20 protein-coding genes are annotated in these 26458 nt (G+C 63.6%); 6 read left to right on the top strand and 14 right to left on the bottom strand.

What is annotated here, in order from left to right; genetic code table 11:
* The 14 genes from VIG32_06410 to VIG32_06345 form a co-directional block, all read right to left on the bottom strand.
* On the bottom strand, window positions 1-459 hold a 459-nt coding region (locus VIG32_06410), incomplete at its 3' end, for a polysaccharide biosynthesis/export family protein (GenBank protein HEY8297639.1).
* A gap of 2 nt (window positions 460-461) precedes the next feature.
* The gene (locus VIG32_06405) at window positions 462-1154 is read right to left on the bottom strand and encodes a hypothetical protein (GenBank protein HEY8297638.1); all 693 of its coding nucleotides are present in this window, start codon (window positions 1152-1154) and stop codon (window positions 462-464) included.
* Window positions 1155-1291: 137 nt separating this feature from the next.
* Window positions 1292-2140, bottom strand: coding sequence for an ABC transporter permease (locus VIG32_06400; protein ID HEY8297637.1), 849 nt, complete (start codon window positions 2138-2140; stop codon window positions 1292-1294).
* Window positions 2130-3137 carry an ABC transporter ATP-binding protein gene (locus tag VIG32_06395; GenBank protein HEY8297636.1) on the bottom strand — a complete coding sequence of 336 codons (1008 nt, stop codon included), beginning with the start codon at window positions 3135-3137 and terminating at the stop codon, window positions 2130-2132. Before VIG32_06395 ends, VIG32_06400 begins: the two co-directional genes overlap by 11 nt.
* On the bottom strand, window positions 3127-4248 hold the full coding sequence (locus VIG32_06390; GenBank protein HEY8297635.1) for a glycosyltransferase family 4 protein: 1122 nt from the start codon (window positions 4246-4248) through the stop codon (window positions 3127-3129). The genes VIG32_06395 and VIG32_06390 overlap by 11 nt, the downstream gene beginning before the upstream one ends.
* Window positions 4249-4270: 22 nt before the next feature.
* Window positions 4271-5326, bottom strand: a complete 1056-nt coding sequence (locus VIG32_06385; protein HEY8297634.1) for a glycosyltransferase family 4 protein — start codon at window positions 5324-5326, stop codon at window positions 4271-4273.
* Window positions 5319-6536, bottom strand: a complete 1218-nt coding sequence (locus tag VIG32_06380; GenBank protein ID HEY8297633.1) for a glycosyltransferase family 4 protein — start codon at window positions 6534-6536, stop codon at window positions 5319-5321. The genes VIG32_06385 and VIG32_06380 overlap by 8 nt, the downstream gene beginning before the upstream one ends.
* The gene (locus tag VIG32_06375) at window positions 6533-7594 is read right to left on the bottom strand and encodes a GNAT family N-acetyltransferase (GenBank protein HEY8297632.1); all 1062 of its coding nucleotides are present in this window, start codon (window positions 7592-7594) and stop codon (window positions 6533-6535) included. The genes VIG32_06380 and VIG32_06375 overlap by 4 nt, the downstream gene beginning before the upstream one ends.
* Before the next feature lie 89 nt (window positions 7595-7683).
* Window positions 7684-9132, bottom strand: coding sequence for a hypothetical protein (locus tag VIG32_06370; protein ID HEY8297631.1), 1449 nt, complete (start codon window positions 9130-9132; stop codon window positions 7684-7686).
* A 257-nt stretch (window positions 9133-9389) separates the two neighbouring features.
* A complete protein-coding gene (locus tag VIG32_06365) occupies window positions 9390-10763 on the bottom strand; it encodes an O-antigen ligase family protein (protein HEY8297630.1) in 1374 nt (457 codons plus the stop codon).
* A 7-nt stretch (window positions 10764-10770) separates the two neighbouring features.
* The gene (locus VIG32_06360; protein HEY8297629.1) at window positions 10771-12282 is read right to left on the bottom strand and encodes a hypothetical protein; all 1512 of its coding nucleotides are present in this window, start codon (window positions 12280-12282) and stop codon (window positions 10771-10773) included.
* A 15-nt stretch (window positions 12283-12297) separates the two neighbouring features.
* Window positions 12298-13593 (bottom strand): nucleotide sugar dehydrogenase, encoded by a 1296-nt coding sequence (locus VIG32_06355; GenBank protein ID HEY8297628.1) that lies wholly within the window; start codon window positions 13591-13593, stop codon window positions 12298-12300.
* Window positions 13590-14753, bottom strand: a complete 1164-nt coding sequence (locus VIG32_06350; GenBank protein ID HEY8297627.1) for a glycosyltransferase family 4 protein — start codon at window positions 14751-14753, stop codon at window positions 13590-13592. Before VIG32_06350 ends, VIG32_06355 begins: the two co-directional genes overlap by 4 nt.
* A complete protein-coding gene (locus VIG32_06345) occupies window positions 14750-16129 on the bottom strand; it encodes an exopolysaccharide biosynthesis polyprenyl glycosylphosphotransferase (GenBank protein ID HEY8297626.1) in 1380 nt (459 codons plus the stop codon). The genes VIG32_06350 and VIG32_06345 overlap by 4 nt, the downstream gene beginning before the upstream one ends.
* Window positions 16130-16520: 391 nt before the next feature.
* On the opposite strand from VIG32_06345, the gene VIG32_06340 reads away from it, so the two are divergent.
* From VIG32_06340 to VIG32_06315, 6 genes are all read left to right on the top strand, one after another.
* Window positions 16521-20003 (top strand): AAA family ATPase, encoded by a 3483-nt coding sequence (locus VIG32_06340; protein ID HEY8297625.1) that lies wholly within the window; start codon window positions 16521-16523, stop codon window positions 20001-20003.
* 142 nt (window positions 20004-20145) lie between these two features.
* Window positions 20146-20745, top strand: a complete 600-nt coding sequence (locus tag VIG32_06335) for a hypothetical protein (GenBank protein HEY8297624.1) — start codon at window positions 20146-20148, stop codon at window positions 20743-20745.
* Window positions 20746-20785: 40 nt separating this feature from the next.
* A complete protein-coding gene (locus VIG32_06330; GenBank protein HEY8297623.1) occupies window positions 20786-23434 on the top strand; it encodes a hypothetical protein in 2649 nt (882 codons plus the stop codon).
* 83 nt (window positions 23435-23517) lie between these two features.
* Window positions 23518-24222, top strand: coding sequence for a C39 family peptidase (locus VIG32_06325; protein HEY8297622.1), 705 nt, complete (start codon window positions 23518-23520; stop codon window positions 24220-24222).
* Between the two features lie 59 nt (window positions 24223-24281).
* The gene (locus VIG32_06320) at window positions 24282-25130 is read left to right on the top strand and encodes a hypothetical protein (GenBank protein ID HEY8297621.1); all 849 of its coding nucleotides are present in this window, start codon (window positions 24282-24284) and stop codon (window positions 25128-25130) included.
* Window positions 25131-25141: 11 nt separating this feature from the next.
* Window positions 25142-26452: a transporter gene (locus VIG32_06315; protein HEY8297620.1), complete on the top strand. Its 1311-nt coding sequence runs from the start codon at window positions 25142-25144 to the stop codon at window positions 26450-26452.
* Window positions 26453-26458: the final 6 nt, after the last annotated feature.

The raw sequence follows: 26458 nt of genomic DNA, 5'->3' as shown, positions 1-26458 counted from the left end.
GCCGGCCGAACTCGCGATGCGCGCGATCGGAAGATCGCCGTTGGTATCGCCCAAACCGCCCGCCGCCGCGATCGCATCGGAGAGGCGCGCGTTCGATCTCACGGCGTATTTGCCGGGCGTTTTCACGTCGCCCAGCACGAGCACGTTCATCGTGCCCTGCGCCGCCAGCGCGACGGTTACGATCGGATGGCGCACGTAGCGCGCGAGAGCGCGCGCGATCGTCGCGCCTGCCGCCTTCGTGGAACTGCCGCCCACGCTTACGTCGCCGATGAGCGGCAAAGCGATGCGTCCGTCGGGCAGGACCGTTACCGTTTGCGTCAGCGTCGCGTCGCCGAACACGGCGACGGCGAGCTGGTCGCCCGGCGCAATCTTATAGCTCCGATCGTCGGTCGCGCTCGCGGCCGTCGTGCCCAAGGCGAGAGCGAGCGCGCAAAACGCGGCCGCGATCCACCGTTGCATGGTTACGGGAGGCACGGTACGGGCTTCGGACCCGCCGCGGGCGTGCTGCCGCCGCCACCGCCGCCGCCGCCGAAGAGGAAGGGAATGAATCCGGCGAGCCAACCCAGTGGATGGGTGTGCGTGATGACCGGCGGAAACTCGTTGACCGCGGCGACTTGCTGCGGAGCCGCAGTCTCGACGGGTGCGGGCGTCGGCGCCATTTGCGCTGCGAGCGGCTGCCGCATCGCGCGGTGTGGCGGCACGCGAGCGATCAAAACTCGCGGTTTCACCACCATCGAAAGATTGCCGCATGAAGCCGGTACGTAGAGTGCGACGACGCGGCGATCTTCGGCAATCGCGAGCGACCAGCCCATGGTGCCCTTGGGAATCGAGACGTTGCGTAAAACGTACACGCGCCCGCGGCGATAGCCGCTCATGGCGTCGAGCCGTTGCGGTACCGGCCCGTAACTCAGCCTTCCGTCGGCGACGGCGCCGGTAAATTCGGCCAATTCTTGAGGAGTGAGGCCCATCTGCCGCGCCGCGCTGGAGGTGCGCCAGGCGAGATGGAGCATGCGAGCGCGCATCTGCGCGGTCGAGCTACTCTGCCCCAGCAGTCGATCGACGTGCAGGTTCGCCACGACGCGCGTCGCCGCCGCTCCATTCATAAAAGTCGCTGCGAGTAAGAAACTTACGACGCAGAGCGCCTTCGCGATCATAATAAATAGTCGACTTCCTCTCTAACGAAATCGTAAATCAACGGGCCGCGCGCGAACACGTGCAGCCGACTCTGCAAAGGTGAGGCTTTTGTGCTAGTGACCCGCGAGCGAGTAGGTGAAAAGACACCGGGACCTCCTCAATAAAGCCCTAGCGAGCCATCGACCTTTGCACGGTGCACCGCGCGGCCAAAGAGATAGAGCGACGCCGGCATAAGAACGGCGGTCAGACCCACGAGCCACCAAATCTCGGTTTGCATGTCGCGAAGCGACGCCCCGTAGAGCGCGCCGCGAAACCCGTTGAGCGCGTGCGTGATCGGCAGCATCCACCCGATCCATTGCAGCGCCAGCGGCAGCTTGGCAAGCGGTATGTAGACGCCGCCGAAAAGATTGGTCGCACTGTTGACCGAGAACGCGATGGGACCCGTCTTCTTAAAAAGCATCGTCGCACCGGCCGCAAACACGCCGATCGGCGAGACCGCCGCCACCGTCAGTACCAGGAACACGATCGCCGTAAGGGGGTTGACGTGGTGCAGATCCAGCCCGAAACACATCGCGAGCGCGAAGTAAAACACGACCTTCAGCGTTGTCAGGCCGAACGACCAGACGCCCGTCGATAGGATGATGAGCGGTAGGGCGGTTGGCGTGGCCAGCACCGCCTCGAGCGTTCCGGTCGTTTGACCTTCGCGGACGGATTCGGCGAAGCTGAGCATGGCGTTATTTTGAAACGTTACGAAGGCGAAGCTCACCACAAGGTACGCAAAATAGCTGCCGACGTGTCCGTGAAATCCGAACTTCGTCGATGGCAGGATCAGCAGCGACAGATAAAAGGCGATCGTTACTTCCACGCCGATGGCGAACCACTGCGAGTAAAAGTAGGCGCTGTACGAGAGCGCGTTGCGCGCGTCGCGTTCGAAAATCGCGGCAACGCTCGTTGCCGCCGTAACGGCCGCCTCGAACGGACTCCGGCGCGCGGGCTTAGCGGCCATCGTTCGTGATCTGCCGGAAGACGTCGATGGGATGCGGCTCGAGCAGCGCGAAGCCGCGCAAAGCCGTTCGAGCGGTTGCCGCTATGCTCATGAGTTCGCCGAGCGCGCCGTTGGCCGCATCGCAATCGACGAGCAGGACCGTTCCGTCTCCGTTCGAGCTCGATGCAACCGTGCAGCCCGATAGCTCCCGGATGCGGGCGACGATGGCCGCTTCTTCTCCCGCGAAGTGCAGACGGTATTGCGCGGTTCGGTGGAGTTGCGCGTCGAGACTGCGCGGCGGCCCGCAGGCCAGCACCGCACCGTGATTGATCACCGCCACCCGATCGCAGATCGCCCACGCTTCTTCGAGTAAATTGGTCGCGACGATCACGCACTTGCCGGCGCGATCCACCAACTCGTGACGGATCAGCTTGCGCAATTCGTCGGCATGAATGGGATCGACGGCGCGCGTCGGTTCGTCGAAAAAGAGTATGGGCGGATCGCAGAGCAACGCGCGCGCCACCGTCAATCGCTGTCGCATACCCGAGGAGAACTCGGCAAACCGCAACTCCAAAAACCGTTCTAAGTTCACCTGGATCGCGGCCTCCTCGATTCTTCGCTTGAGCAGGGCGCCGCGCAGTCCGCCGAGCGCGCCGAAGAACCGGAGGTTCTGCCGGGCTGTGAGCCGGTAGTAAAAGCTGCGCTCGTCGCTCGTACACAGCCCGATCTTCCGTTTGGCCGCGAGCGGATCGCGCGCGACGTCGATGCCGCATATCCGGATCGACCCGCTGTCGGGAATGCAGAGCGTCGCCATCGTCTTGAGAAGCGTGGTTTTCCCCGCACCGTTGGGGCCGAGTAAGCCGAAGAGTTCGCCGCGGCCGATGGTGAGATTCACATCGCGCAGGATCGGCCGCGTGGCCGGCGTTCCGCGACGCCGCATAAGCCGTCCGAAGCCGTGGAACGCGGCAAAGCGCTTCTCCACGCCTCGAACCACGATCATCGGTTCCTCAGCTTGCACGGCGCCAGCCTCGCGAGTAGGATCCCGGATGGGCGAGCAAGGCGCCGTACAGCGCCGCATGCCGCCGCGCCGAAAGCTCGATATCGAAGCGCTCGCGTGCGCATGCGAACGCCCGAGCGGCGACGCGGCGCGTTGCCAGCGGATCGGTGAAGCACTCCACGATGGCTCGCGCGAATGCATCGACGCCGAAATCGCCGGCGACGAACCCGTACGTGCCGTCGTCGAGCAGTTCCCCAACGCCGTTCCACGGAGTGGAGATCACGGGAACGTTCGCGTACATCGCCTGCATGATGGCCAGCGGCATCGCTTCGTGTTTTGAGGTTACGACGAGCGCGTGCGATGCGCGCATGAGTTCGTCGATATCGGTGCGATACCCCAAAAACTGCACGGCCGCGGCGACGTGCAATTGCTCGCACAAGCGGCGAAGCCGCTCTTCGTCCTCGCCCAGCCCGGCGAAGAGCAAGCGGTAGCCGGCGCCGGCATCGGACTCGCGCAGACGTTCGAGCGCGCGAATCGCAAGTTCCTGATTTTTCAGCGCCGTCAGCCGCCCCACATGTAAGAGCAAACGCGCGCCCGTGGGAACGCCGAATTCGAGCCGGATCCGCGCGGAGGTTTGCGCGCCCGCGCGGGGCGCGGGAACGCCATTGGGAACGATGGCGATGCGCTCGCGCGACACGTGATCGTACTCGACCAACAGCTCGGCGAGCCGCTCCGAAAACGTAATGAACTGCGCGGTCCGCGAATTGGCGACGGCGTTGAGCGTTCGTACGAGCGGGTTCGCGCGCAGATCGCTGTTGTGCTCGGTGTGAACGATCGCCGGCACGCCGGCCAACGCCGCGGCCCAACGCCCCCACAACTTTCCGTGATACCCGTGCGTGTGAACGATCGCCGGACGGTGCGCTCGGATCAGTGCGACCATCCGCCAAAAAAATCCGAGATCCGCGCTCGAGCCACGACGCGCGGAGACCACCGCAACGCCGTCAATGGCCGGCTGTGCGCCCTCGCGCACGGTGAGAACCACGACGGGAATGCCAAGGCGTGCCAACTCGGCGCTCAGCGACGTGACGAAATTCTCGGCGCCGTAACACGGAAATTGATGAACGATCTGCATTACGAGACCCGAGCCGCGCGCCTCACCGTGCATAGACGGCCATCATTTCTTCAACCCAGCGCCCCAAATCGTAGCGGCGCCGCGCCGAACGCGCAATGGCGGCGCGATCGCCGGCGCGTTCTTCGCGCAGCGCTCGCGCGAGCTGCTCCGGCACGTTGGGCACGAGCCGCATCGCGTCGGTTCCCTTCGCAATCTCCGCCATCGCCGGAATATCGCTCGCGACCACGGGAAGCCCGCAGCACAAGGCTTCCAACACGACGAGCGGCGTGCCCTCGCGACGGCTCGGTGCCACGAGCACGTCGGCGGCCCAATAGAGCGCAACCGTATCGGCGCTGGCCGGAACGTCGATGACCCGGACGCGTTTGGAAAGCTCCCGGATCGTCGCGACAGTTGCGCCGATCGCCAACACGACGATGGGAAGATTGAAATCGAGCGCCCGCCAAAGAACGTCGCCGCCCTTGAGATATGCGTCGCGTCCGAAGAAGAGCGCAACGCGCTCCTGCCGCGCGATACCCAACGCCTCGCGGGCCATTGCCCGCTCCGACGGCGACGGTGCGCGGAACCGCTCGGTATCGACGGCGTTGACGACGACGGCGATCTTTTCCCCGGGTGCGCCCCAGCGCTGAAGCTCCGCGCGCATCGCCTCCGAAACTGCTACGAAGCCGCGCACGCCCCCACCCACCACGGCGTACTTGACCTTCTGGCGCAGCCGCCGGTAGGGCGTGAACGCTTCGGGCATGGCGCTATGAACGTGCCAGTAGAGGCGCGCGCGCCCAACGTACGCCGCAACGCTGGCCTCGAGGGTGTAGTCGACGAAGTGAACGTGCACGATGTCCGGCGAGAAACGCCGCAGCGCTCGATAAACGTCGGCGTGCGAACGCGCGAGCGTAAACGACGCGAATGCCTGCGCCGCCTGGCCGTGCCAGCTCGCCCGCGGCGTATCCGCAGCGACCAACGCGGTCGTATCGCCGCGCTCCCGGAGCGCGCGCGCGAGCGCCGCGAGCGCCGGAATGAAACTGCCCGGCAACGGGTTTCCGTAACTCGCAACGTGGGCGATGCGCTGCGCCGTGCTAGACACCGGCAACCACCGCCTCTGCTAAACGCTCCATGATGCGATTACGATCGTAGTGCTCGCGAACGTAGGTTTGCGCGGCCTGGGCCTGCAGACGCAGCCGGTCCGCGTCGGCTCGGGCTTGCCGAATCGCCGCAGCGAGCGCGCCCGCATCGTGCGGCAAGACCTGCAGTCCGGCGCCGCATTCGCTCACGAGTTTCGCCGACTCGCCGCTCGCGCTGACGATGACCGGACACCCCACGGCCAATGCGTCGAAGAGCTTCGACGGAACCGCATCGGTGATTCCGGGATGCAGCGCAACGATACTGGCATCGGCCTCGCGCAACAACTCCAAGCTCTCGTCGCGCGTCAATATCCCGGCGTAGGTGAGATTATCGATTCCCTCGGTTTCGATTCTTTTGAGCAGCCGCGCGGCATCGGCTCCGCCGCCGGCTAAGACGAAGCGAAACTCAGAATCGTTCGCAAGCAGCTTCGCCGCATCCAAAACGACGTCGAGCGACGCCGCGAGTCCCATGTTTCCGGCATAGACGGTCACGAAGCCGGCATGCGGAACGCGCGCGATCGCCGTGCGAACGGTTTTAGGAAATTCAAACCCGTTGGGCGCGAGCGCGATCTTCGCGAGCGCGACACCGCGGGCCGCGATTTCGTCGCGCGCACTCGGCGTGCAGGCGACGACGAGTTCGGCTCGGGCGTAGAGCGCGTCCACCACGAGGCCCACCGCACGGGCCGCGATGCCGGCCGGCTTCCAAACACCCAGTTTCACGCCCATATCGGGGAAGACGTCGCGAACGTCTACAAAGAGTCGCGCACGATGGCGCAGCGCGCCCACCAGTGCGGGCAGCGCCAAGGTGATCGGCGGGTACGACACGACGATCGCGTCGATCCGCGCGCGCATCGTCAGTAGTCGCCAGGCGAGCGCGATCGCAAGCGTTATCCACGAAAACAGGCGCGCGCCGCGCCCGCTCGCTACGTAGGCACGGAACCGTTCGATTCGAGCGTCGCCATCGCGTTCGGCATGCGATCGCATGCCGCGATACCGTTCCGAAACGACGCCGGCGGGAAAACTCGGCATTCCGGTGAGCACCGTCACGCTGTGGCCCGTGGCGGCCAGATATCGCACGAGCGCGCTCACCCGATTGCTCGCGGCGCACGGTTCGGGCGGATAAAACTGCGTTATTACCACGACCCGCTTGCGAACGAAACGTTCGATCGTCATGCCGTGCGACCGATGATCCGGCGCGCGAGCGCCTTCGCCGCGTAAACGCCGGAGCGGCCGGCGTTTACCACGTTGGAGCGCATTCCGCGCCGCGTCAGCGTGAGGTGGTTCGTCGTACGAACGCGCGAGGCAAATCTCGATTTGAACGGCTCGTTGCCGCGCAGCAGATCGTATTCCGCAAACCCGTGTTCGATCGCGTACCGAATCGTCAACCCGTGCAGCACCGTGCCGGGCGAGAAGGACGCGTAGTCGCCGTTAAAGCCGACCATATACGCGCAAAACGCGCGCCGCTTGTGATCGATGAAAAATCCCTGCGACGCAACGGGAACCGTTCCGTCGAAGATGCTGAACACGGCGTAGACTCCGCTCTCGAAGCAGTGCCGGAAAAGTCCGGCAAACGTCCGGCGGCCTTTACCGAGATTCTTTCTCCAGCGCCGCCGATTGAGCCGCAGGAGCGTTTCGATCGCGTCGTCGATGCCGCGTTCGTCGGCCCGCTCGAAGCGATATCCGGGCAGGGCCGCAAGCTGTCGCGTTTTTTTGACGAGTTTCGCGCGCGTCTTCTCGCTTACGGACTCGAGGTAGGTTTCCCAACGGTCGGGCAAGGTGATAAACGGGCAGAGCGTTTGGCCGCCGAGCCGCGCTTCGAATCGCTCGGGCGCGAAGTAGCGCGCCAACTTTCCGACGCGTTCGTCCAGCGCGTCGTTCAGGCGAAAGTTGTCCCATCGCATCGCTTCGAGTTCGGCGGCAAAGGCCGCAAGCACGGCGTCTTCGGGGGCCGACGGCGCGGCGATGAGACCGGTGTAGTCGGCCCGCGGAATGCCGGCCAAACAGAGGTCTTGCGCTAACGCCGGACCGGCAAGCGGAAAGCGCTCGCAGGCGAGCGGAAGAAATGCGAGATACGGATCGGCCGGCGAAAGCCGCGCCGCGAGGACCGTCCACGGCCGGCCCGAGGTTTGCATGCACGCGTCGATCCACGCCCACGACAAGAACACGTTGGCGCGACCGTCCGCGTCGTAAATCTCGTCCCACCGTTCGCGCAACGCGAGAAAACTTCGCATGGTGGTAATGCGCTCGACGACCATGGCCCATTATTGCACGGGCCACGGTCGCGGAGCAGAACCCAATTCCCTGATACGGGGCGACTAAATTACTGGCGCAAAATAATCGCTTGACCCGGGCCTAAAGTCCCCGGCACGCCGGTCGACCAACGCGCGCTGCCGCCCGCCGGTAAACTCAGATTGTCGAGCGTTAACGCGGACGTATAGGCGATACTCAACGCCGGCATCGCCGCACCCGATGCCGACGGATTGACGACGGCCGCACACGCGCCGATCGGCACCGCCGCTTGGTAGCATTGCGCGAACTCGCGAACGTAGACTCCGCCCTTCGCTAACGCGTTGACGTCAGCCGATGCCGTCGTGCGCGGCGAGCGCGGAACGATCGCGAACTCTGGATAGACGGCGTTTCCGTCGGCAGCCGGAGCGATCGGCGCGGCGACCGACCACTGCGGATCGTAGGTCAGCCACCACGAAGCCAGCCCGTAGAGCCGAGTTTGCGGCGACGACGTTCCGGTCATCATGCAGAACGAATATTTATGATGCCCGAGATCGGCTAAAAGGCCGTCGGCTTGGTGTTGCCAATGCTGGTTCTGATCGGTTACCGCACCGCTGCCGCGCGTGAAGCAGCCTTCGTGATTCGCCCCGCGAACGTTGGCCAAATCCAGAAACGCGCCGTTGTAAGCCGGTCCCAACGTCGATGGGTCGCCGCCGTTGAGAATGACCGGACGCACGGCCGCACCAAGCAGCGCGCTCTCGGCGCTTATCCATTGCGAGTCGGTGGTGATTTCAACGCCGCTCGCGTTGAAGCCGTAAAACATTCCGCTTGCGACGGTGCCGTTAGGACCGATAAACGTCGAGCCGGAATCGTCGGAAAAGAACAGATCGAGACCCGGCGAGGCGTTGGTGAACTGCGACATCGTCGCGACCACCGCGTTCCGCGCGGCCGCCGATCCCGGATTGAGCGCTTCCTGGTACTGCCCGGTCGTGGCGTCGGCGCGATTCACGCGCGCGCCGGAACTATCGTGGAACCACGCGCCGGCGGGCGGGTTGAGCTTTCCAACCTGCCCGGCACACGCGCCCGCCGGTTCGGTAAACGGCGGGACGCAGTATGGAACGAACGTCGGATCGATATACGTCACGGCGTATTTACCGCCGGCCGCTTTGAAGCTATTCGTTCTCGCGTTATCGTACCCGCTCGTCTCCGCGAAGTCGGCGTTGGCAGCCATGTACGATGCGGAGAGATTCGCGTTGATTTGGACGCCCGCAAACGTTTGACCGTAGTACAGAAACGTCAGAACGTGGAGTGGAACGAAGGGAGCGGGGGTGGCACTCGGTGAGGCGCTCGGCGAAGAGCCCGGCGGTGCGCCCGGCGGTGCGCCCGGTGCGGGGCTAGCAGGGGCGCCCGGACTCGGGCTCGGCGCACCGGCAACGCCCGGGGCGCCGGGGCCATTCCCGGCCGGCACGTTGACCCGGCCGCTGGGAATCGCTCCGCCTCCCCCCGCGCCGCCGCCGCAATTGCAGAGGCCGAGCAGTGCCATGAAGGTAGCGAGGTACAAATAACCCCCGAAATTGAGGTGGTACGGGCGTGCTGCGGCAGGGTATAATACAGCACCGCGAGGCTGCGCACTATCAAGGGACATCGTCGTGTATCTTTCCGGGCTGCAACCCGAAAGAGAGCCTCGTTAGGATCGGAGGTCGAAACGCGTCAACGTTTCGGCCTCCCTGTTTTGAGTTTGGCGCTCAGAGGTGATCAATGAGCTCCGCGAGGGAGCCGGGCGCTCTATACCGTTATCGGTTAAACCATTGGTTTGTTGATGGTTTTCGCCGCTTTCTTTTGCAAAATCACCCCGCGCACCTGGGCCGCCAAGCCGAATGTCAGCCAAAGCATCTTAGCGGTTGTCAGGTCGATAAACACCGAGGCAGCAAGCAACGCCACGGTTGCAGCCATCAACGCGGTACGCATGCCGAACAGGGCGTCGCCATCGGCAACCTTCGGCAAAATCCGTACTTGCAGCACGAGTGCGACGAGCAATACTGCCGCCCCGATCGCGCCCAGTTCGACGGCGTTCTGCAGGAGCAGATTGTGGGCGGCGCGCGACCATCCCATATCGTAGGCTTGATAGACGCGCAAAAAACTCTCGTCGTACGCGTTGGCAAATGCGCCGCTGCCGGCGCCAAAAATCCAGTGCTCCTTAAACGCGTTGAAGCCGACCGACCAAATCGAGAGCCGCCCCGATCCGCCGCTCGCGGCGGCGGATAGAAACCGGTGCACGAGCGTGGGATCGGCTGCGACGAGAGCGCCCGTGAAGCCGAGCATCGCAAAGACCTGAATCCGTTCGCGCGGCATCGCAACGATCAAGTACGCGAGCATCACGCCGAGGGCCAAAAACGCGCCGCGCGAAGCGGCAAACGCCATCGCAGCAAGCATGACGGCGATTCCGCAACCAGCCAGACCTTTCAAGAGCCAGTTCCGCGCTCGCAGTGCGGTTACGGCCAGCAGCGCGACGGGCAACAGGAATGCGGCTGCAAACTCGTTGATATCCAACGTCTGATCCGCTAAGAAGAGCGGCACTCGGTCGGTCTTTTGGGCGAGCAAGAGTTGCGCGGAACTCGGATGTTGGAACTGGTGAATGCCCAGCAGCGCGGCCGCAATGCCGCCCGCAACGATCAGCGCGAAGACCAACCGCAGATCTGGGGCCCGGACGGGAGCGATCGACACGATCGCGTAGAGCAGGAACACTTGCGCGAGCACGCCCAGCTCGCGCCAGCCGTTCTCCGGGTTCATCGTCCAAATCAACGACGCGCCCATCAACGCAACGAAGAGTCCCCAGCCGAAAAGCGCCGGCGACGGCGTCACGATCCTCCGCGCGCGCAACGACCATACAAGAAACGCGGCGCCGGCGAAGATGCCGAGCAGCCGGGCGACCGTACCGAACGCCGGCACCACGAGCAAGAGATTGAGCGGCACGAAAATCGCGTACGCTCCGTAGGGGAAAACGAACGGATTGCGCCACGCGGCGATGGCCAGCGCCGGAAGCGCCGCGATGAGAATCGCCAGCAGCGGCGCCGCCGCATTCGAACCGAGACTCTGGCGCAGCGCAAGCAAGAAGAGCCCCGCAAAGAGACACGCGAGCGCGATCGGCGCGAAGCGCTCCCGGTGCGTCCCCAACCACGCTCTAGCCACCATGGAATCGGAGCCTCAAACGCCGGTACGATTGCACGGCCCGATCCATCACTACGCGCGGAGAAGCGAAGACCGTCTGCTTCGCGTCGATGACGCTCGTGCTTCCGGTGTGAGAAAGCGTGTGATTGCCGGTGCGGAAAATGCGGCCGCGGCTGCCGCCATACGACGCCACCGTTTCTTCGGCAAACTCGGTCGGCGAGAGCGTCACGATGCGGCAAATCACGATCCGGTCGCCGTAGGCAATCGAGCTATCCTGGGCCGGCCGATAGAGCTGCCCCTTGAATGTAAACGGGGCTCCGGCCGGCCGCGCCGAGCCGATATCCGTCTTGATCGGATTCGCCGCGTGTTCGCACCACGGACCGAACAAGTGCTCCGCGTGATACGCGAAGAGATTGAGATTCGCATCCCGCGAACGTAGCGTGCAGAACAGCCACCACCGGCCGCCGTACTGGAAAATCGTGCTATCGCAGGCCGGGACGCCGTCGAGCAGCGTTGCGACTCGCTCCCAGCCGTGCGGCATGTCGACGATTTTGTAGAGCGAGACGCGATTCTCGGCCGCGCTCTCCGGTACGACGTACCACTCCCCGCGATGCGCAAACGCATACGGATACGAGAGATGCGTCGCCGAGCGCAAGACCGTCGTGCGCTCGCGCGTTTGCCAATCCGGAAGGATCTCCGTACAGCTGATGTAGCCGTTCCTGGACTTACGGTCGAGCGATTCCGTTAGAAGCCACGCATGGCCGCCCGCCGCGAGTACGAACGGGTCGGCGAGAAACTCCGCCGCCTCGCGTTCGATCCACCGGATCGGCGGCGCAAAATCGGGATTGAGGAACGCGGCCGGGGGCGCGTGCACCACGCCGACTCGCCAAACGGCGTCGGTAAGAAAATAGTTGAAGACGTGGATGGCGAGCGTCTTGCATTGCTGGTAAGCAAATCCGAGGATCGAAAACGTAACGCGCCGCGCGCTCGTCTCGCGCAGCAGCGGCGCCGCCGCGCCGGCGGCTGCGCCGCCTTTCAAACGCTCCAGCGGCCAACGCGCGCATTCACCGAGCGCGATCTCCAACGTGCGCGCGTAGGTGTAGAGCGTTTTGAATCGGCCGCGCCGGATGACCGCCGCCTTGCCGCCGCCCTGCCGGCGGCAAAGCAGTATGGTGAACGTGGCCGAGCCGCGCGCGATATCCGCGGCCGCGGGAAATTGCGTCAACGGGCGTCCGAATTGATCGGAAAAATACCACTCACCGAAACGACTCGCGAGCGCCGGTTCGCGGGGACCTGCCGATTCGCGCAGATCGACGACCACGTCGACCCCGGGCGAAACGGTACCGCCGCAAACGATCGGCGCCGTTCGCAGTGCGGAGCCTCCGAGCGCGCGCAGCACTCGCGCGAGAACGCCCTCGCGCGCGGCAACGGCGGGACGCTCGAGCACCGCGACGTCGTGTTCGGTTCGCAGGAGGTCGACGCACCGGTGCTGCCAGCTCGGAACGAGCGCTCGATCGACCAGCACGACGCACCGCATCGTTTACGCGCCGAGCCGGCCGGAGATTCCGAGGGCAGCCGTGCGCGGGAGATCGCTGGATTTGCCCAGCGTGTAGACGGTAAAGCCCGCCGCCTGCCACTCCGGCGTCTTGAAATAATTCCGGCAGTCGATGAGGATCGGCGTTCGCATGACTTCTCGAGCGAGCGCCGGCGTTATCGCTCGAAAGGCGTCGTGATCGACGACCAGCACGAGTGCGTCGGCGCCGGCCAGGGCCTCGCGAGCGCTCGCGCACAGATCGGCGAGCCGAGCGTGCGGATCGAAAATAGTGGTTTCGCATCCCTGCTCGTTCAGGAACTCGCAGATTTTTCGAGCCGGGCTTCCGCGAACGTCGTTGACGTTTGCTTTGTACGTCGCACCGAAAAGGGCGATTCGACGCTGCGGGCCGCACACGTCGACGTACCTGAGGATGCGCCGCGCGATGAGAAACGGCATCCGGTCGTTTACGCGTCGCGACGCTTGGATGAGTTCGGTCGCAAACGGATTGGCATCGGCTAAAAACCGCGGATCGATCGGAATGCAGTGCCCCCCGACACCCGGTCCCGGCTGCAGGATGTTGACGCGCGGGTGATTGTTGGCAAGTCCGATCGCCTCCCAGACATCGATGCCTAACCCCTCGCAGAATAGCGCCAGCTCGTTAGCGAAGGCGATGTTGACGTCGCGATACGCGTTCTCGATAACTTTTACGAATTCCGCAGTCCGCAGATCCGTCGTGTGTATGGCGGCGTTGACGAACGAGGCATAGAGCGCTTTGGCCGCGGCCGCATCGGCCGCAACGCGGCCGCCGATGATGCGTTCGTTCTCGCGAAGCTCGCGCACGATCGAACCCGGCAAGACGCGCTCCGGAGCGTGCGCGAGCCGGATGTCCTTCAAGCTTTTTCCATGCCGGTGCAGCGCGCGCGACACGACTCGTTCGGTCGTGCCGGGCGGAACGGTCGATTCCACGATCAGCAACTCACCGCGGCCGATCACGCGGCACACGCGCTCGGCCGCATCTTCGAAATGCCGCAGATCGGGCCGGTCGCCGAGCGCCGGCGTAGGCACGCAAACGATATAGGCATCCGCCGGCTCGACCTCGTCGCAGATCCGCAGACGACCGGCGGCGATCTCGTGCGTTGCCAAGTCGCGCACCTCGCGCTCGACGCCGCGAACGATTCGGCGAGTTAAATCCGCGCGCAGACGCTCCTGTGCGTCGTAGCCGGCGACGGCGTGTCCGGCTGCGGCCGCCAGGGCGGCCGTGGGAAGGCCGACGTATCCGAGGCCGATCACGCAGACGTTCACGCGCTAACCTCCAATGGATGCTCGCATGCCGCTCGAATGAGCGCGGCGAGTTCGGCCGTCGTAAGGGCGGCGTTAAACTCGGCCGTTACCCGCGCCCTCGCGCTCGCGCCCAAAGCGTGGCGCAGCCGCGCGTTCGTCGCGAGCCGCACGACCGCATCGGCGAGCGCGCGTTCGTCGTGAACGCGAACCACGACGCCGCACGTTTCGTCCAACAATTCGCCGACCGCACCCGAGCTCGTACCGATACACGAAAGTCCGGCGGCCATGGCCTCGATCAGCGCGACCGGAATGCCTTCCATACGGCATCCGTCCTGGCGGCTCGCGAGGATGGCGACGTCGTAGTCGCCGCGACGAAGACCGGCGAGCAAACGGCCGTGCGCTCGATATCCCAGCAGCAGCGCCTTGTTTCGTAGATTCAGCGCCTCGATTTGCCGACGCAGCCGGGGTTGAAGCGGCCCTTTCCCCACGATGTCGCAGCGGAACGCAATGCCGGCGTCGTCGACGAGTTTGAGCGCGCGCAAGAGGGTGGAGTGCCCTTTCTTCGGGACGAGATTGGCGGCGCATACGAGCGCGATCTCGGCATGCGCCGGCGCGGCGGTTTGGCGAGGAATATCGACGCCCAAGCGCACGCAGCGCAGCTTGTCGCGAAAACGCTCGCCCGCAATCACGGCGAGATGTTCTAGGCCCTGTTTCGAAATCGTGCGCACGAAGGCCGCACTCGCGAGCTTTTCGGCGGTAAGGTTGCGCTCGTAAATATCCCACGCGTGCGCGCTAGCGCTCCAACCGACGCCCGTTAGCCGCGACGCGATCAAGGCTACCGTCGCCGGCGCCGAGAGCCAATAGGCATGGAGATGCTCCACATTTTCGCGGCGCACGATCGCGGCGACACAAAGACCGCGCGGAAACAGCAGCACGTTCTTCAGCTTGATGCGCAGGGAGCTCGGCGCGAAGAGCAGCGAGGTGAAGACGCGCGCGACGTGCAATGGGCGCGCTCGCAAAACGCCGAGGGCCGCCGCGAACGTTTCGATGGAAAACATTCCGTGACGGGCCGGGATCACGATCACGCGAGCGAAGTGTTTTTGGAGCCCGCGCGTTTCGGCGGCCAAAAACGATTCGGCTCCGCTATATGGATAGCGCGACGAAACGATCGCGAGCGTCATGCCGCAACGCTATGAAACAGGAACTCGCAGGCCGTCTTACAGACGATCGCGAGATCCATGAGCACCGACCAATGTTCGATATAGAAGAGATCGTGTCCGAGGCGCTGTTCGATCGCAGAGGTATCGATATTGCGGTCCATGTAGACGTGCGACCACCCGGTGATTCCCGGGAGCACGGCGTTCCGGCCGTCGTAGTTCGGGAGCTGGCGGCGAAAGCGCTCGGCGAATACCGGACGCTCGGGGCGCGGCCCCACGATCGACATTTGCCCGTTCAAAACGTTGAAAATCTGCGGCAACTCGTCGAGACTGGTTCGCCGAAGGATCCGCCCAACCGTCGTGATCCGGCGATCGCCGGCGATCGCCCAGACGGCGCCGGTCGTCTCTTCGGCGTTGCGGCGCATCGAACGGAACTTGAACATATCGAACGGCTTGCCGTCCTTGCCGACGCGTTGCTGCCGCAGCAGCACGGGCGCGCCGGATTCCACGAAGATCGCAACCGCGGCTACGAGCATCGGAATGCAAAAGAGCACGAGCCCCGCCAGCGCAAAAACGATATCGAAGACGCGTTTGGCCGTTGCGCCCGGACGACGGCAGGCCCGCGGCACGATCGGTACGATGACGCCTTGCCGGCCGACGTTATCGAAATCGAAGTGTTTGTAGATGTCGCCGAGGATACGCGGTGCGGCGAACGAGACGGCGATGCGATGCTCCATCGCGGTCAGCGCGATACCCGGCATGGCCGCGGGATTCGGCACTTCGGTGAAGAGAATGCGGTCGGCTTGCCAGGCGCGAGCGGCGCCGAACCAATCCGCCAAGCCGATGCTCCCAACGTCGTCGTTCCAACGCTTGAGCGGCAACGGCAGCACGGCAACGTGCTCCGCCTGCCGCAACAGCGTCTCCGTCGACGCAACGCGTTGCGGATCGCCGACGACGGCGATCCGGCAATCCAACCGGCCATCGGTTTGCCACCCGGCTTTCACGAAGATTCGAGCCAGGCTCACGGTGACGATCGCAACGAGCGCCGCCACCACGAGCAGCAATCGCGACGACGGCATCTGCGGCAGGAACGCGAAGAGCGCGAGCTGCGGCACGATTCCGAGAATCACGGTCGCGGCGACCCAATAGAATTCATCCCACCAGCGCAGGTCGAGCGATTCGCGGTACGATCCGGCGCGCTCGAAGATCGCAAGCCAGAGCAAGCTGCTTACGACCATCGAAGCGATGAGCCGCGGCTCCGAGGCGCCGCGACCGATCGCGTGGACGACGCCGCTCGCGAGGAAGAACGCGCTCAAGAACATGACGAAATCGGTGGCGACGAGCCGGTAGACCAAACGCGCGGGGTACCGCACCGGCGCGGCCGTTGCGGTAAAGCTCATAGGAGCGGCTTTTGAAAGCCGTGCCGATACGAGGGCGCTCATATCTAGAATTGTAGCGGCCGCTGTCGAAGCGGCGTAGTGTCGCTCGCACCAGGAAGGCCTGGATACAAGAGGATCTCCGGTAGCGCCTTAGACTCATCGCCCCTAGGATTTCACGCACTGCACCGGCGCGTAGAAAAACCGCTGGGTGAGCCCGAGAACCGGACTCACCCAGCGGCAATGCGATCGACGAAAGGTGTCTTCTCGGCCTTACGCCGATCAAGAGTGATCTCGGGGTTCGCCGCAGCGATTTCCGAGTCGAGCCTCTTGGACTGCCACGATCGTACCAGCGCGCCGTCCACCCAGCGTCCACGAGGAGCAACTCGCGCTCCGGCTCGCGAATCGGAGGGAATTGAACGACCTCTTCAAGGTACCGGCGCGGCCGGGCGTGGGACTGCGACTCTTCGGATCTCCCCGAATCGAGCGTGACGGTGAGGTCCTGAAGTTCGCGGCTCCGCCGAAGACGCTGCCGCTGCTGGCCTACCTCGTGCTCAACCAATCGCAGCCGATCGGCCGCGACGCGCTTTCGTTTGCGTTTTGGCCCGACGACTCCGAAGAAGACGCGCGCGCCAATCTGCGCCGCCATCTCTACCGCCTGCAGCAAGCGCTCCCGCGTTCCGACGTACCCTGGATACTCGCCGAAGGCCCGACGGTCCGCTGGAACCCGGACGCGCCGCTCTGGTGCGACGCGATCGAGTTCGAGCGGCTGATCGAAAATCCCGAAACGCTCGAAGACGCCGCGGCGCTCTATCGCGGCGATCTCGTCGACACCGTCTACGACGACTGGATCGAAACGCGGCGCGAGCGCTATCGTGCCCGCTACCTCGACGCGCTCGCGCAGCTTACGCTGCGTTATCGCAGCCGGCGCGATTTCGACCGGGCCGAGTTCTACGCGCAGCGCACGATCGAATCGGACCCGTGGCGCGAAGACGCGCTGCGTGCGTTGATGGCGATTCGGTACGCGGGCGGCGATCGATCCGGAGCGCTCGAGATATTCGATCGTTTCGCGCAGCGCCTGCAATCGGAGATGCGTATCGAGGTGATGCCCGAAACGATTGCGGTGCGCGACGCGATCCTGCGCAACGCGCCGCTGCCCGACACTCCGGCCGGCGCCGCCGATCCGGTCGCGCAGAGCGAACGGGCGCCGCTTCCGTTCGTGGGCCGCGCGCCGGAACTCGCGGCGGCCATGCAGTTGTGGAGCCGCGCCGCACGCGGTTACGGCGCGACGCTGCTGGTCGGCGGCGAAGCCGGTATCGGCAAGTCGCGATTGGTCTCCGAAGTCGCGACGCTCGCGTTGGCGCAGGGCGCGCGCGTCTTTTTAGGGACCACGGCGTTTCCCGAGAGCCGCCCGTATCAGGCACTCGCCGAGGCCTATCGAGCCGCCGTTCCATTTCTGGCGACGATCGACGTGAATCCGCTCTGGCTCGGGATACTCGCGCATCTCGTGCCGGATCTGCGTTCGGCGCGCGAACTGCCGCCGGTTGCGGCTCTCGACTCGGCGTCGGACCAGCCGCGTCTGTTCGACGCGTTCGCGGTATGTCTCGAGGCGATGGCGCAACCGCGCCCCGTGCTGCTCGTACTTGAAGATCTGCATTGGGCGGGCTCCGCCACGACGCGCGCCGTCGAGTATCTGGCGCGCCGCGTCACCGGCAAACCGGTGCTGCTCGTGGTGACGTATCGCGAAGAAGCGTCGCCGGCTTCGCCCGTTCGAATCTTGCGCCGCACGCTCTCGCAAGAAGCGCGTTTGGAACAGCTCTCGCTCGGGCGGCTAGGCAGCGAAGCGGTGAACGAACTCGTCACGCGGTTGGCTATCGATCCCAACGAAGCGCCTCGACTCTACGCGATAAGCGAAGGCAATCCGCTCTTTCTCGAGTCGGCGATCGCCCGCAGTCACGCGCCGGACGCAACCGCGTCTGCCGGCGCGCACGGCATTATCGACGCGCGCGTTCTCGAATTGGCGCCGGCCGCTCGCGCGTTCGGTGAGATCGCCGCAACCATCGGACAAGCGTTCAATCTCGACGTGGTGCGCGAGGTTTCGGGTTGGACGGAAGCGGAGGTTCTCGATGCCCTGGGCGATCTGCTCGACGCGCGGATCGTGCGCGAAAGCTCGTCGCTCAATCGGTTCGATTACGTTTTTACGCATCAATTAATCCAGGCCGCGCTCTATGCCGTTATCGATCCGCCGGCGCGCCGGCGCCGCCACCATCGCGTCGCCCGCATCATGGAGACGCTCTATCCCGAACGTTTGGAGGAATTGGCGCGCGAGATCGCCTTTCACTACGACCGCGCCGGCGATCAGCTGCGCGCCGCGCGCTACTATGCGATCGCGGCCGAAGCGGCGCTCGGCGTCTTCGCCAACGAGACCGCTTTCGAAGTAGCCCAGCGAGGCTTGGAGCTAGCGCTCGACGACGCCGGGCTGCTCTTCGATCTGCTGAAAATCTGCGAACGCGTCGACGACCTGCGCGGCAACCGGAAGGCGCAGGAGCGGCACATCGACGACATGCTCTCCCTCGCCGACGGCATCGCCGAACCCGCGATTCGATGCGAAGCGCTAATCCGCGCCGTCATGCTCAAACGTCGCCTCGGCGACCGCGAGGCGCAAGGTAAACTCGTCGATTTGCTCGCCGATGCAGCCGCCCGAACCGGCGACGAACGCTGGCGGGCGCGCGCGCTCGAACAGCGCGCGCTGCACCTCCATGCGTTGGGGCGCTATAAGGCGGCCGACGAAGCGGCGTGGGATGCGTTCTTGGCCTTCGACGCGCTCGACGACGATCGCGGCCGCGTCGACGCGCTCTCGACGTGCGCCTGGGCGAGTTCCTACCTGGGCGATATGGATCGCGCGGGCGCCTTAACGGAACGCGCCGTCGCCATCGCGACCGCCGCCGCACAGACGCCGATGCTGCGCGCCGCGCTTCGCGGCGCGCTCATCGTCGCGCAGGTTGCCGAAGATACGGTCGCGTTGCGCAACGTCGGCCAGCGCGCCGTCGACCTTTCGCGCTCGATGGGCGATCGCGAAGGGGAGGCGAGCGCCCTCGTCAATCTGGCCAACGCCGCGCACAACGAGTGGAAGGTCGGCGAGTCGCTGCGCTACTTCAACGACGCCATCGCAATTTTTGAAGAGACGGCGACGGCCTACGGGTTGATGCAGGCAAACGTCAATCTCAGCTATCTGCTCGTCGACGTTGGCGACGTCGAACGCTCTCGCACGCATATCGGAATCGCACGATCGATCGCGCAGCGCGAGGATAATGCGTATATTCTCGGCCTCTGCCAACTCAACGAGGGGCTGACCGAAGAATATTGCGGGAACGCGGCGGCGGCAGCGGCGCGCGCCCGTCAGGCGCTCGAGCTCTACCGCGGACTCGGCCACGCACGCTTCGAAGCGACCGCGCTGCAGCAACTCGGATCCGCCGAGCGCGGCACCGGTAATCTCGACGACGCCCTCGAGCATCTGCTGGCCGCGCTCGATGCAAGCCGGCGATGCGCCGATCGCGACGGCGAAACGCTTTGTCTGGCGACGCTGCTGCTAGTTCGGATCGAACGTTCGGAGCCCGTAGCGGCGCAACCGCTGGCGGCCGCTCTCGCCGTGGCCCTCGCGAACGCCCCCGACCATCCGCATTATCCGCGAGCGGCCTGGGCGTTGGCGCAATGGTATCGGCTCGGGCGCGAGAACGCGGCGGCCATCTGGCTCACCCGCGCGCACGAGCGCTTCGCGGCGCGGCTGACGGCGCTGCCCGACGATCGATCTCGCGAACTCTATAGCGCGCTGCCGTTTCACCGTCAACTCATTGCGGCACACGATCGCAAAGAGTGGCCGCCCTTCTGCGCCGCCTAGCAAGGCGGCTCCTTAGGTCCTACCGCCCCTAGTCCATCCCACACTCGTTGCGCTCCCTGGCTGCGCCTACACTTTGGAAACGCTGACACGGAAGGTTTCCAATGTGTCTGAATCCACTTACTGTATGCAAAAGGAGCCTCGAATGTATTTGAGGCCCCGGTTTATCCCACTTCTGGCCGGTGCGCTGGCGTGCTTTTTCGGCACTCCGGCGATTGCGTACGCGCAAAGCGTGCCACCCGACACCGCCATCATTCAGGATTCGAGCTTTACCGACGTTCTGGGCATCGTCAAAGTCAATCAAGCAGCCGGTGCCGGCAACGTTCAGGCAAACCTCGCGATCGTCTCCCATTCACCGCTCCACGTAAACGTCACGCAGGTGACCGACACGAGCGGAGCGTCGGGCGACGTTGAGATCATCGGTTTCGCGTTTTCAAACACCGCGGGTATTCTGCAAATCAATCAGGCAGCCGGCAACGGAAACGCGCACGCCAATGTGACGATCTTGGAGTATGACCTCAGCGCCGCCCAGATGACGGACACATCGCTGCAGGGCGTGGTTCCCACGCAACACGTTATATCCAAAACAACGCCTTCCACCGGTCTCGGCGATCGCGTTCGCGTCGGCCCCACGACATTTGCGGGAAGCTCCGGCATCGTGCAAGTGAATCAGACCGCCGGCTCGGCCAACACCGCGACCAACAGCTTCCTGTTGCAAGTCCAACAGGGTTCCATCGGTCCTTAAAGTCCGAACTTCAAGTCTTCTGAAAAGGACGAACCATACAATGCGATCGAAAAAACTTCTCTCGGCGGTAACGACGCTGGCGATGCTCGTAACGTGGGTTATCCCCGCGGCGGCTGCCAGCTCCGTTAACAATGCCGTCAACCAAACCACCACGTCGGCAGTCGTAATCAACGGCGGCTTCCAAGAAGCCGAACTCCAAGACAATGCCTTCCAAAATGCAAGCGGCTCCATCGGCATGAACAACGCGTCCGGCTCGTTGAACGAACAAGCCAACCAGTTGTACATCAATCAGACGGCCACGGAGCTGGCCCTAAACGACAAGAATACGCAAGATCTTTCGAACACTCAAATCGATAATAGTTCCGATGTAAACCGCGTTTTTCACGCGAGCGGAAACAACGAAGCGACGTACGAAGATAACGTATTCCAAAAAGCGTCCGGCAACATCGGCGCCAACAACGCAGCCGGCAACGCGAACCAACAACAGAACACGGCGATCATTCTCTCCAGCTGCAACAATACGTGCGGCAGCGGACCCGAACTGACGACCTCGGGCAAGGCGGGGCAGATCAGCCTGACTCAAACCGCGGGCGGTCTGCTTCTATTCGGCGATACCGGAACGTTTGACGCCGGCTTTACCGGCAGCTTCGGCTCCAACAACGCCTCCTATTCAGACAACGCGTTCGCAGGTGCCTCGGGCAACATCGGCGCCAACAACGCAGCCGGGAACTTGAACCAGCAGGGCAACCAGCTGGCGCTGCTCACCAACGGCGAGATCGAAAATCTCAACGTCGCTGGGACGCAAGCCAACGCAGGCAAGAAGGGCGGCGCCCCTAGCAACGCCATCGATGATTCGAATAACATCGCGAGCTTCGACGGCTCCTTCTCCGGCGCGTCGGGCAACATCGGCGTCAACAACGCCGCCGGCGACATGAATCAGCAGTCGAATCAAGCCGTCTTGAACGTGGCTGCCAAGCCCGCTCCGACGGCCACTCAAGTCCCCGAGAGCGGCGATACGATCGAGCCGCTCACGCTCTCGCTCTCTCAAACATCGACCGGCTACGTCACCAACGCCGGTAACCAAGAGGCCGAGTTCCAAGGCAACGCGTTCTCGAACGCGAGCGGAAACATCGGCGCCAACAACGCGGCCGGAACCCTCAATCAGCAGCAGAACCAGCTCTATCTCGACGTCCTCGCTGAAGATATGAGCCTCTCTGCAATCGACACCCAGGTACAATCCGGTTTCAGAATCGACCACAACGGTACGTTCGGCGATAAGACGTTTGCATCGGCCGGCAACAACGAAGCCACCTTTGAAGATAACGCCTTCCGAACCGCCAGCGGCAACATCGGCGTTAACAATGCAGCCGGCAACGGCAACCAGCAGCAGAACAGCGCGGCAATCTTCTCCAACACCTGCGTCTCTTCGTGCGGCGGCGGGCCGGAGATCAATAACGCGGAGATCGGCAGCGTTCAGGTCTCCGCCGGAAACTCGTATACCGGCAAGGCGGATCGCAACAGCGAACCGGCCGACGGCCACAACACGGCCACGTACCTCGACAACGCCTTCCAGGCGGCCAGCGGCAACATCGGCGCCAACAACGCCAGCGGTAACATGAACCAGCAAGCCAACATGCTTGCTCTCATAACCAACGGCGAAGTTGACGGCGCCTTCACGGCCGTGGAGCAGGTCTCCGTCGAGAACAGCATCTACCACGACACCGGGAACGTAGCGAATTTCGACGGGAACGCCTTTGCGAATGCTAGCGGAAACGTCGGCGCGAATAACGCCGCGGGCGACATGAATCAGCAGCAGAACCTCGCGGTCATGAACGTTGCGGCAAAAACGACGACGCCCAAAGTAAACGAAGGATCCGACGCCACGACATCGCAGACGAACACCTCGTTCCAAGCTCAGCTCGGGACGACGATCGTCGATGCGGGCAATCAAGAGGGCGAATTCGAAGGAAACGCGTTCTCGCATGCCACCGGTAACATCGGTGCGAACAACGCCGGCGGCACCAACAATCAACAGTCCAACGCGCTCTACATCGATCAGCTTGCGGAAAGCCTCTCACTCGGTTCCACGAATGCCCAGGAAGAGGCCGGCGTGAGCATGACCAAGGGCGATGCGAACGGCAATCAAGAGGCGACCTACGAGGACTCCGTGTTCTCGAACGCTTCCGGTAACATCGGTGTCAATAACGCCGGCGGCAACGCAAATCAACAGCAGAATAGCACGACTATTCTGGCCAACGTGTGCGCGGATCCGACTTGCGGCAACGGACCCCAGGTCACCGGCGATATGGTCGATCTCACCCAAGTCTCCGAAAACAACAAGTACGATGGCATCAGCCAATTCCGCGACGAGGCCGAAGGCAACAACCAGGCCACGTTTGAGGACAACGCTTTCCAAAATGCCAAGGGCAATATCGGCGCGAACAACGCCGCTGGAAACATGAACCAGCAAAGCAATGCGATGGTTCTTATCACCAACGGTACGTTGTCGAGCCTCAGCGCCCACATCGGACAACAGAACCTCTCTAATTCGATCTCAAGCGACGTTGGAAACTCGGCGCTCTTCCAGGGGAACGCCTTCCAAAACGCCGCGGGTAACGTCAGCGCGAATAACGCTGCCGGCGATCTGAATCAGCAAGCCAACCAGACCATCATCAACACGAAACCGTAACCTACGGCAAAGGCAAGCGGATCCGTATGCGGATCCGCTTGCCGCTCTTTTTTACAGACGACCAGAAGGATGGCTTACCACCCATGCGATTGATAGCGTCGGCGATTGTGGGACTCGCGCTGCTCACCGGGCTCGCTACTCCCGCTCGGGCAGACGGCTCGATCGGGTTTATGCCGGGCGCGGGCGATGCGTTAGTTCACGTGAAGACGCTCTCCGACGAGCGCTTTACAAACGTCGTGCGTCAACGGGTGGACTATAGCTGCGGCGCGGCCGCGGTGGCGACCATCCTCAGGTACGCCTACTTTATCCAGACGGACGAAGACGGCGTGGTGCGCGGCATGCTCCAGGTCAGCGATGCCAAGAGCGTGCGCGAACGCGGTTTTTCCCTGCTGGACATCAAGAATTACGTACAGAACCTGGGCATGTCGGGAGCCGGTTATCAAATCTCCCTCGAAAAGCTCTATGCGTTAAACGTCCCCAGCATCGTGCTGCTGACCGTCGACGGATACGAACACTTCGTCGTGCTTAAAAAAGCCACGCCGCAGTATACGTATGTGGCCGATCCGGCCTTGGGAAATCGCGCAATTCCTACGAGCGAATTCTCGGCGGCCTGGACGGGAAACATCATTTTCGTCATTCGCGCGCCGCTGTACGATCCGCGAAACCCGCTCGAATCGGAGCGCGGAAGCTCGACCAATGCGCTCGCCGATAATATTCTCTCGCCCTCCGACATGCTCTCAAACTCGTTGCTTATGACCATTCTTATTCCGGGTCCGAGCCGACTGTAATGACGGCGAAATCGAGGATTGTAATGACACCCTTTGCTCGCAGACTTCTGATGGGCGCGTTGGCCGTTTCACTGAGCGGTGCGTCCGCCGGGTCGGCGGCCGCCGGCACCTTCGATGCGCTCGCCGGCTTGCGGCCGATCTCCGATGCGACGCTGCAAAACATGCGCGGAGAATTCATCGTTGCGCCCGTTCGCGGTGCGACCGCCGCGGCTGCGACGGTCGGCGCGCGGCTCGATCCGCTGCTGAGTCAGTCTCCGGCCGCGGCAGTTGCGTCGGCCGGACGCGGCACGCTGGGTGCGGGCCTCGCGAACGTTTCGAGCGGCGGCGGCCAGGTTGTGTACTTCGGCCTGCAGGTCGTCTCGAGCTGGCAAGTTGCAACGGCTACCGGACCGGCGGGTGTGTCGGCCGGCGCGACGATCGGCGTCGACCTGCGAACCGGGACGCCGTCGATTTCGACGTGGACCACCTCGACCAATAACGGGCTGCCGTCCACGCCGTCTACCGGCGGCAGTATCGACGGGACGCCGCCGGCGACGAGCGTCGTGAACGGCGTGGGTCAAAGCGTTCAGGTGGCCGGAAACGGCAATAGCGTGAGCAATCAGGCGACCGTGCAGGTCGGGCAGATCGTTCCGGTGCTAAGCCCCGGACCGCCGTCCAACGCGCCCCCGTGTGGGGCCGCCTGCAGCGTGTCGTTCGACGGCACGGGACTGCACGTTTCGATCGCTACCCCTCAAGGGGTCGTCTCGCAAGCGGTCGGCCAAAACGGCATCACGCAAAGCGTCGCGCTGACGAGCGATTTCAATCAAATCAGCAATCAACTCGGCGTGAACGTGCAGCTGGCAAATCCCTCGCAATTTAGCGCCGGCAGCCTCCTGCCGACGATCCAAAACGTCATCGGCATTCACTAAAGGGCAACATCATGAAGTGTCTAGCATGGATCCTCGTTCTCTCCATTCTTTCACTCGGCGCCGGCCCCGCCGGCGCGGCGCCGAAGAGCACGGTAGCCCAGCAACTCCAGGCGATGCAGCGCGAACTGCAGCAGCTTGAGAAACGCAACGCCGAACAGCAAGTAAAGATCGACCGGCTCGAGCACCGTCTGCCCGCTTTGGCGGCGGCGAACCGGAAGAAGCATTCGCAGTTGCAGCCGAAAACGCTCGTCATGGGGCCCATGCGCTTTGCCTCGAGCGACGGCGGCGCGGGATCGCCGACCGGCGCACGCCTCGTGACCCCGCCCGCGGGCGACTCGAACGGCAAGCCGACGTTCGGAGCGCCGGCGCCCGAGCAGAACAGCGTGAAGGCCACGCTCCAAGAGCAAAACGCGCTCTTTCAAAAGGGCTTCACCATAACGCCTCAGCTCACGTATACCTACGCGGACAATCGGTTCTTTACGCTCAACGGATTCCTCGCGCTCGGCGCGATCTTCCTCGGCAACATCAACGTTAGCCGACAGCAGAATAACGTCTTCTCACCTAGTCTCAACGTTACGTATGGCGCGACTAAACGGCTGCAATACGACGTGACGATTCCATACCTCGCGCGCAGTTCGACGTATACGTCGGCAGGCGCCGATAGTTCGTCGTCGCAAGCGAGTGAAAAGACCATTGCCAACTCGGGCCTTGGAGATATTACGGTCGGGGCGTATTATCAACTGCGTCAACGCTCGCTAAGCGCACCGAACGTTATCGTAAACGCGCACCTGACCATTCCCACGGGTCAAAACCCTTACGGGATCAAGATCGCGCAGGATCGCGCGAACAACAACCTTTCCTATGCGCGCAATTTACCGACCGGTTCGGGCGTCTACAGCGTTTCGGCGGGCGCGACGATCATCAAACAACTCGATCCCGCGATCGTTTTCGGGAGTGTCGGATACTATTACAACATTCCCGGACATTTCACCGATATCAGCCCCACCGACGGCACCCTGCAGCCCGGATTCGTAGCGCCCGGCAACGCCATTAGCGTATCGATCGGTACGGCGTTTGCCCTCAACGATCGGATCAGCACGTCGTTTTCTTTCCAGGACACGCTCGTTGCGTCGACTCGCGAGCGCGTAAAAGGTCCCTGGATCGGCGTGCCGGGCAGCAGCGTGAACGCCGGTATGCTGAACATCGGCGCGACCTATGCCGTGAACAAGAAAGTCTCGGTGCAGACGATGCTCGGCATCGGGGTCACCCACGACGCCCCCAGTTTCCAATTCAGCTTGCGGCTGCCGCATAGCTTCCCGTAAGGAGCA

The sequence above is a fragment of the Candidatus Baltobacteraceae bacterium genome, from assembly GCA_036559195.1.
GTDB lineage: Bacteria > Vulcanimicrobiota > Vulcanimicrobiia > Vulcanimicrobiales > Vulcanimicrobiaceae > JALYTZ01.
The sequence above is the reverse complement of the archived record's forward strand: the minus strand, read 5'-3'. Positions and strand labels throughout refer to the sequence as shown.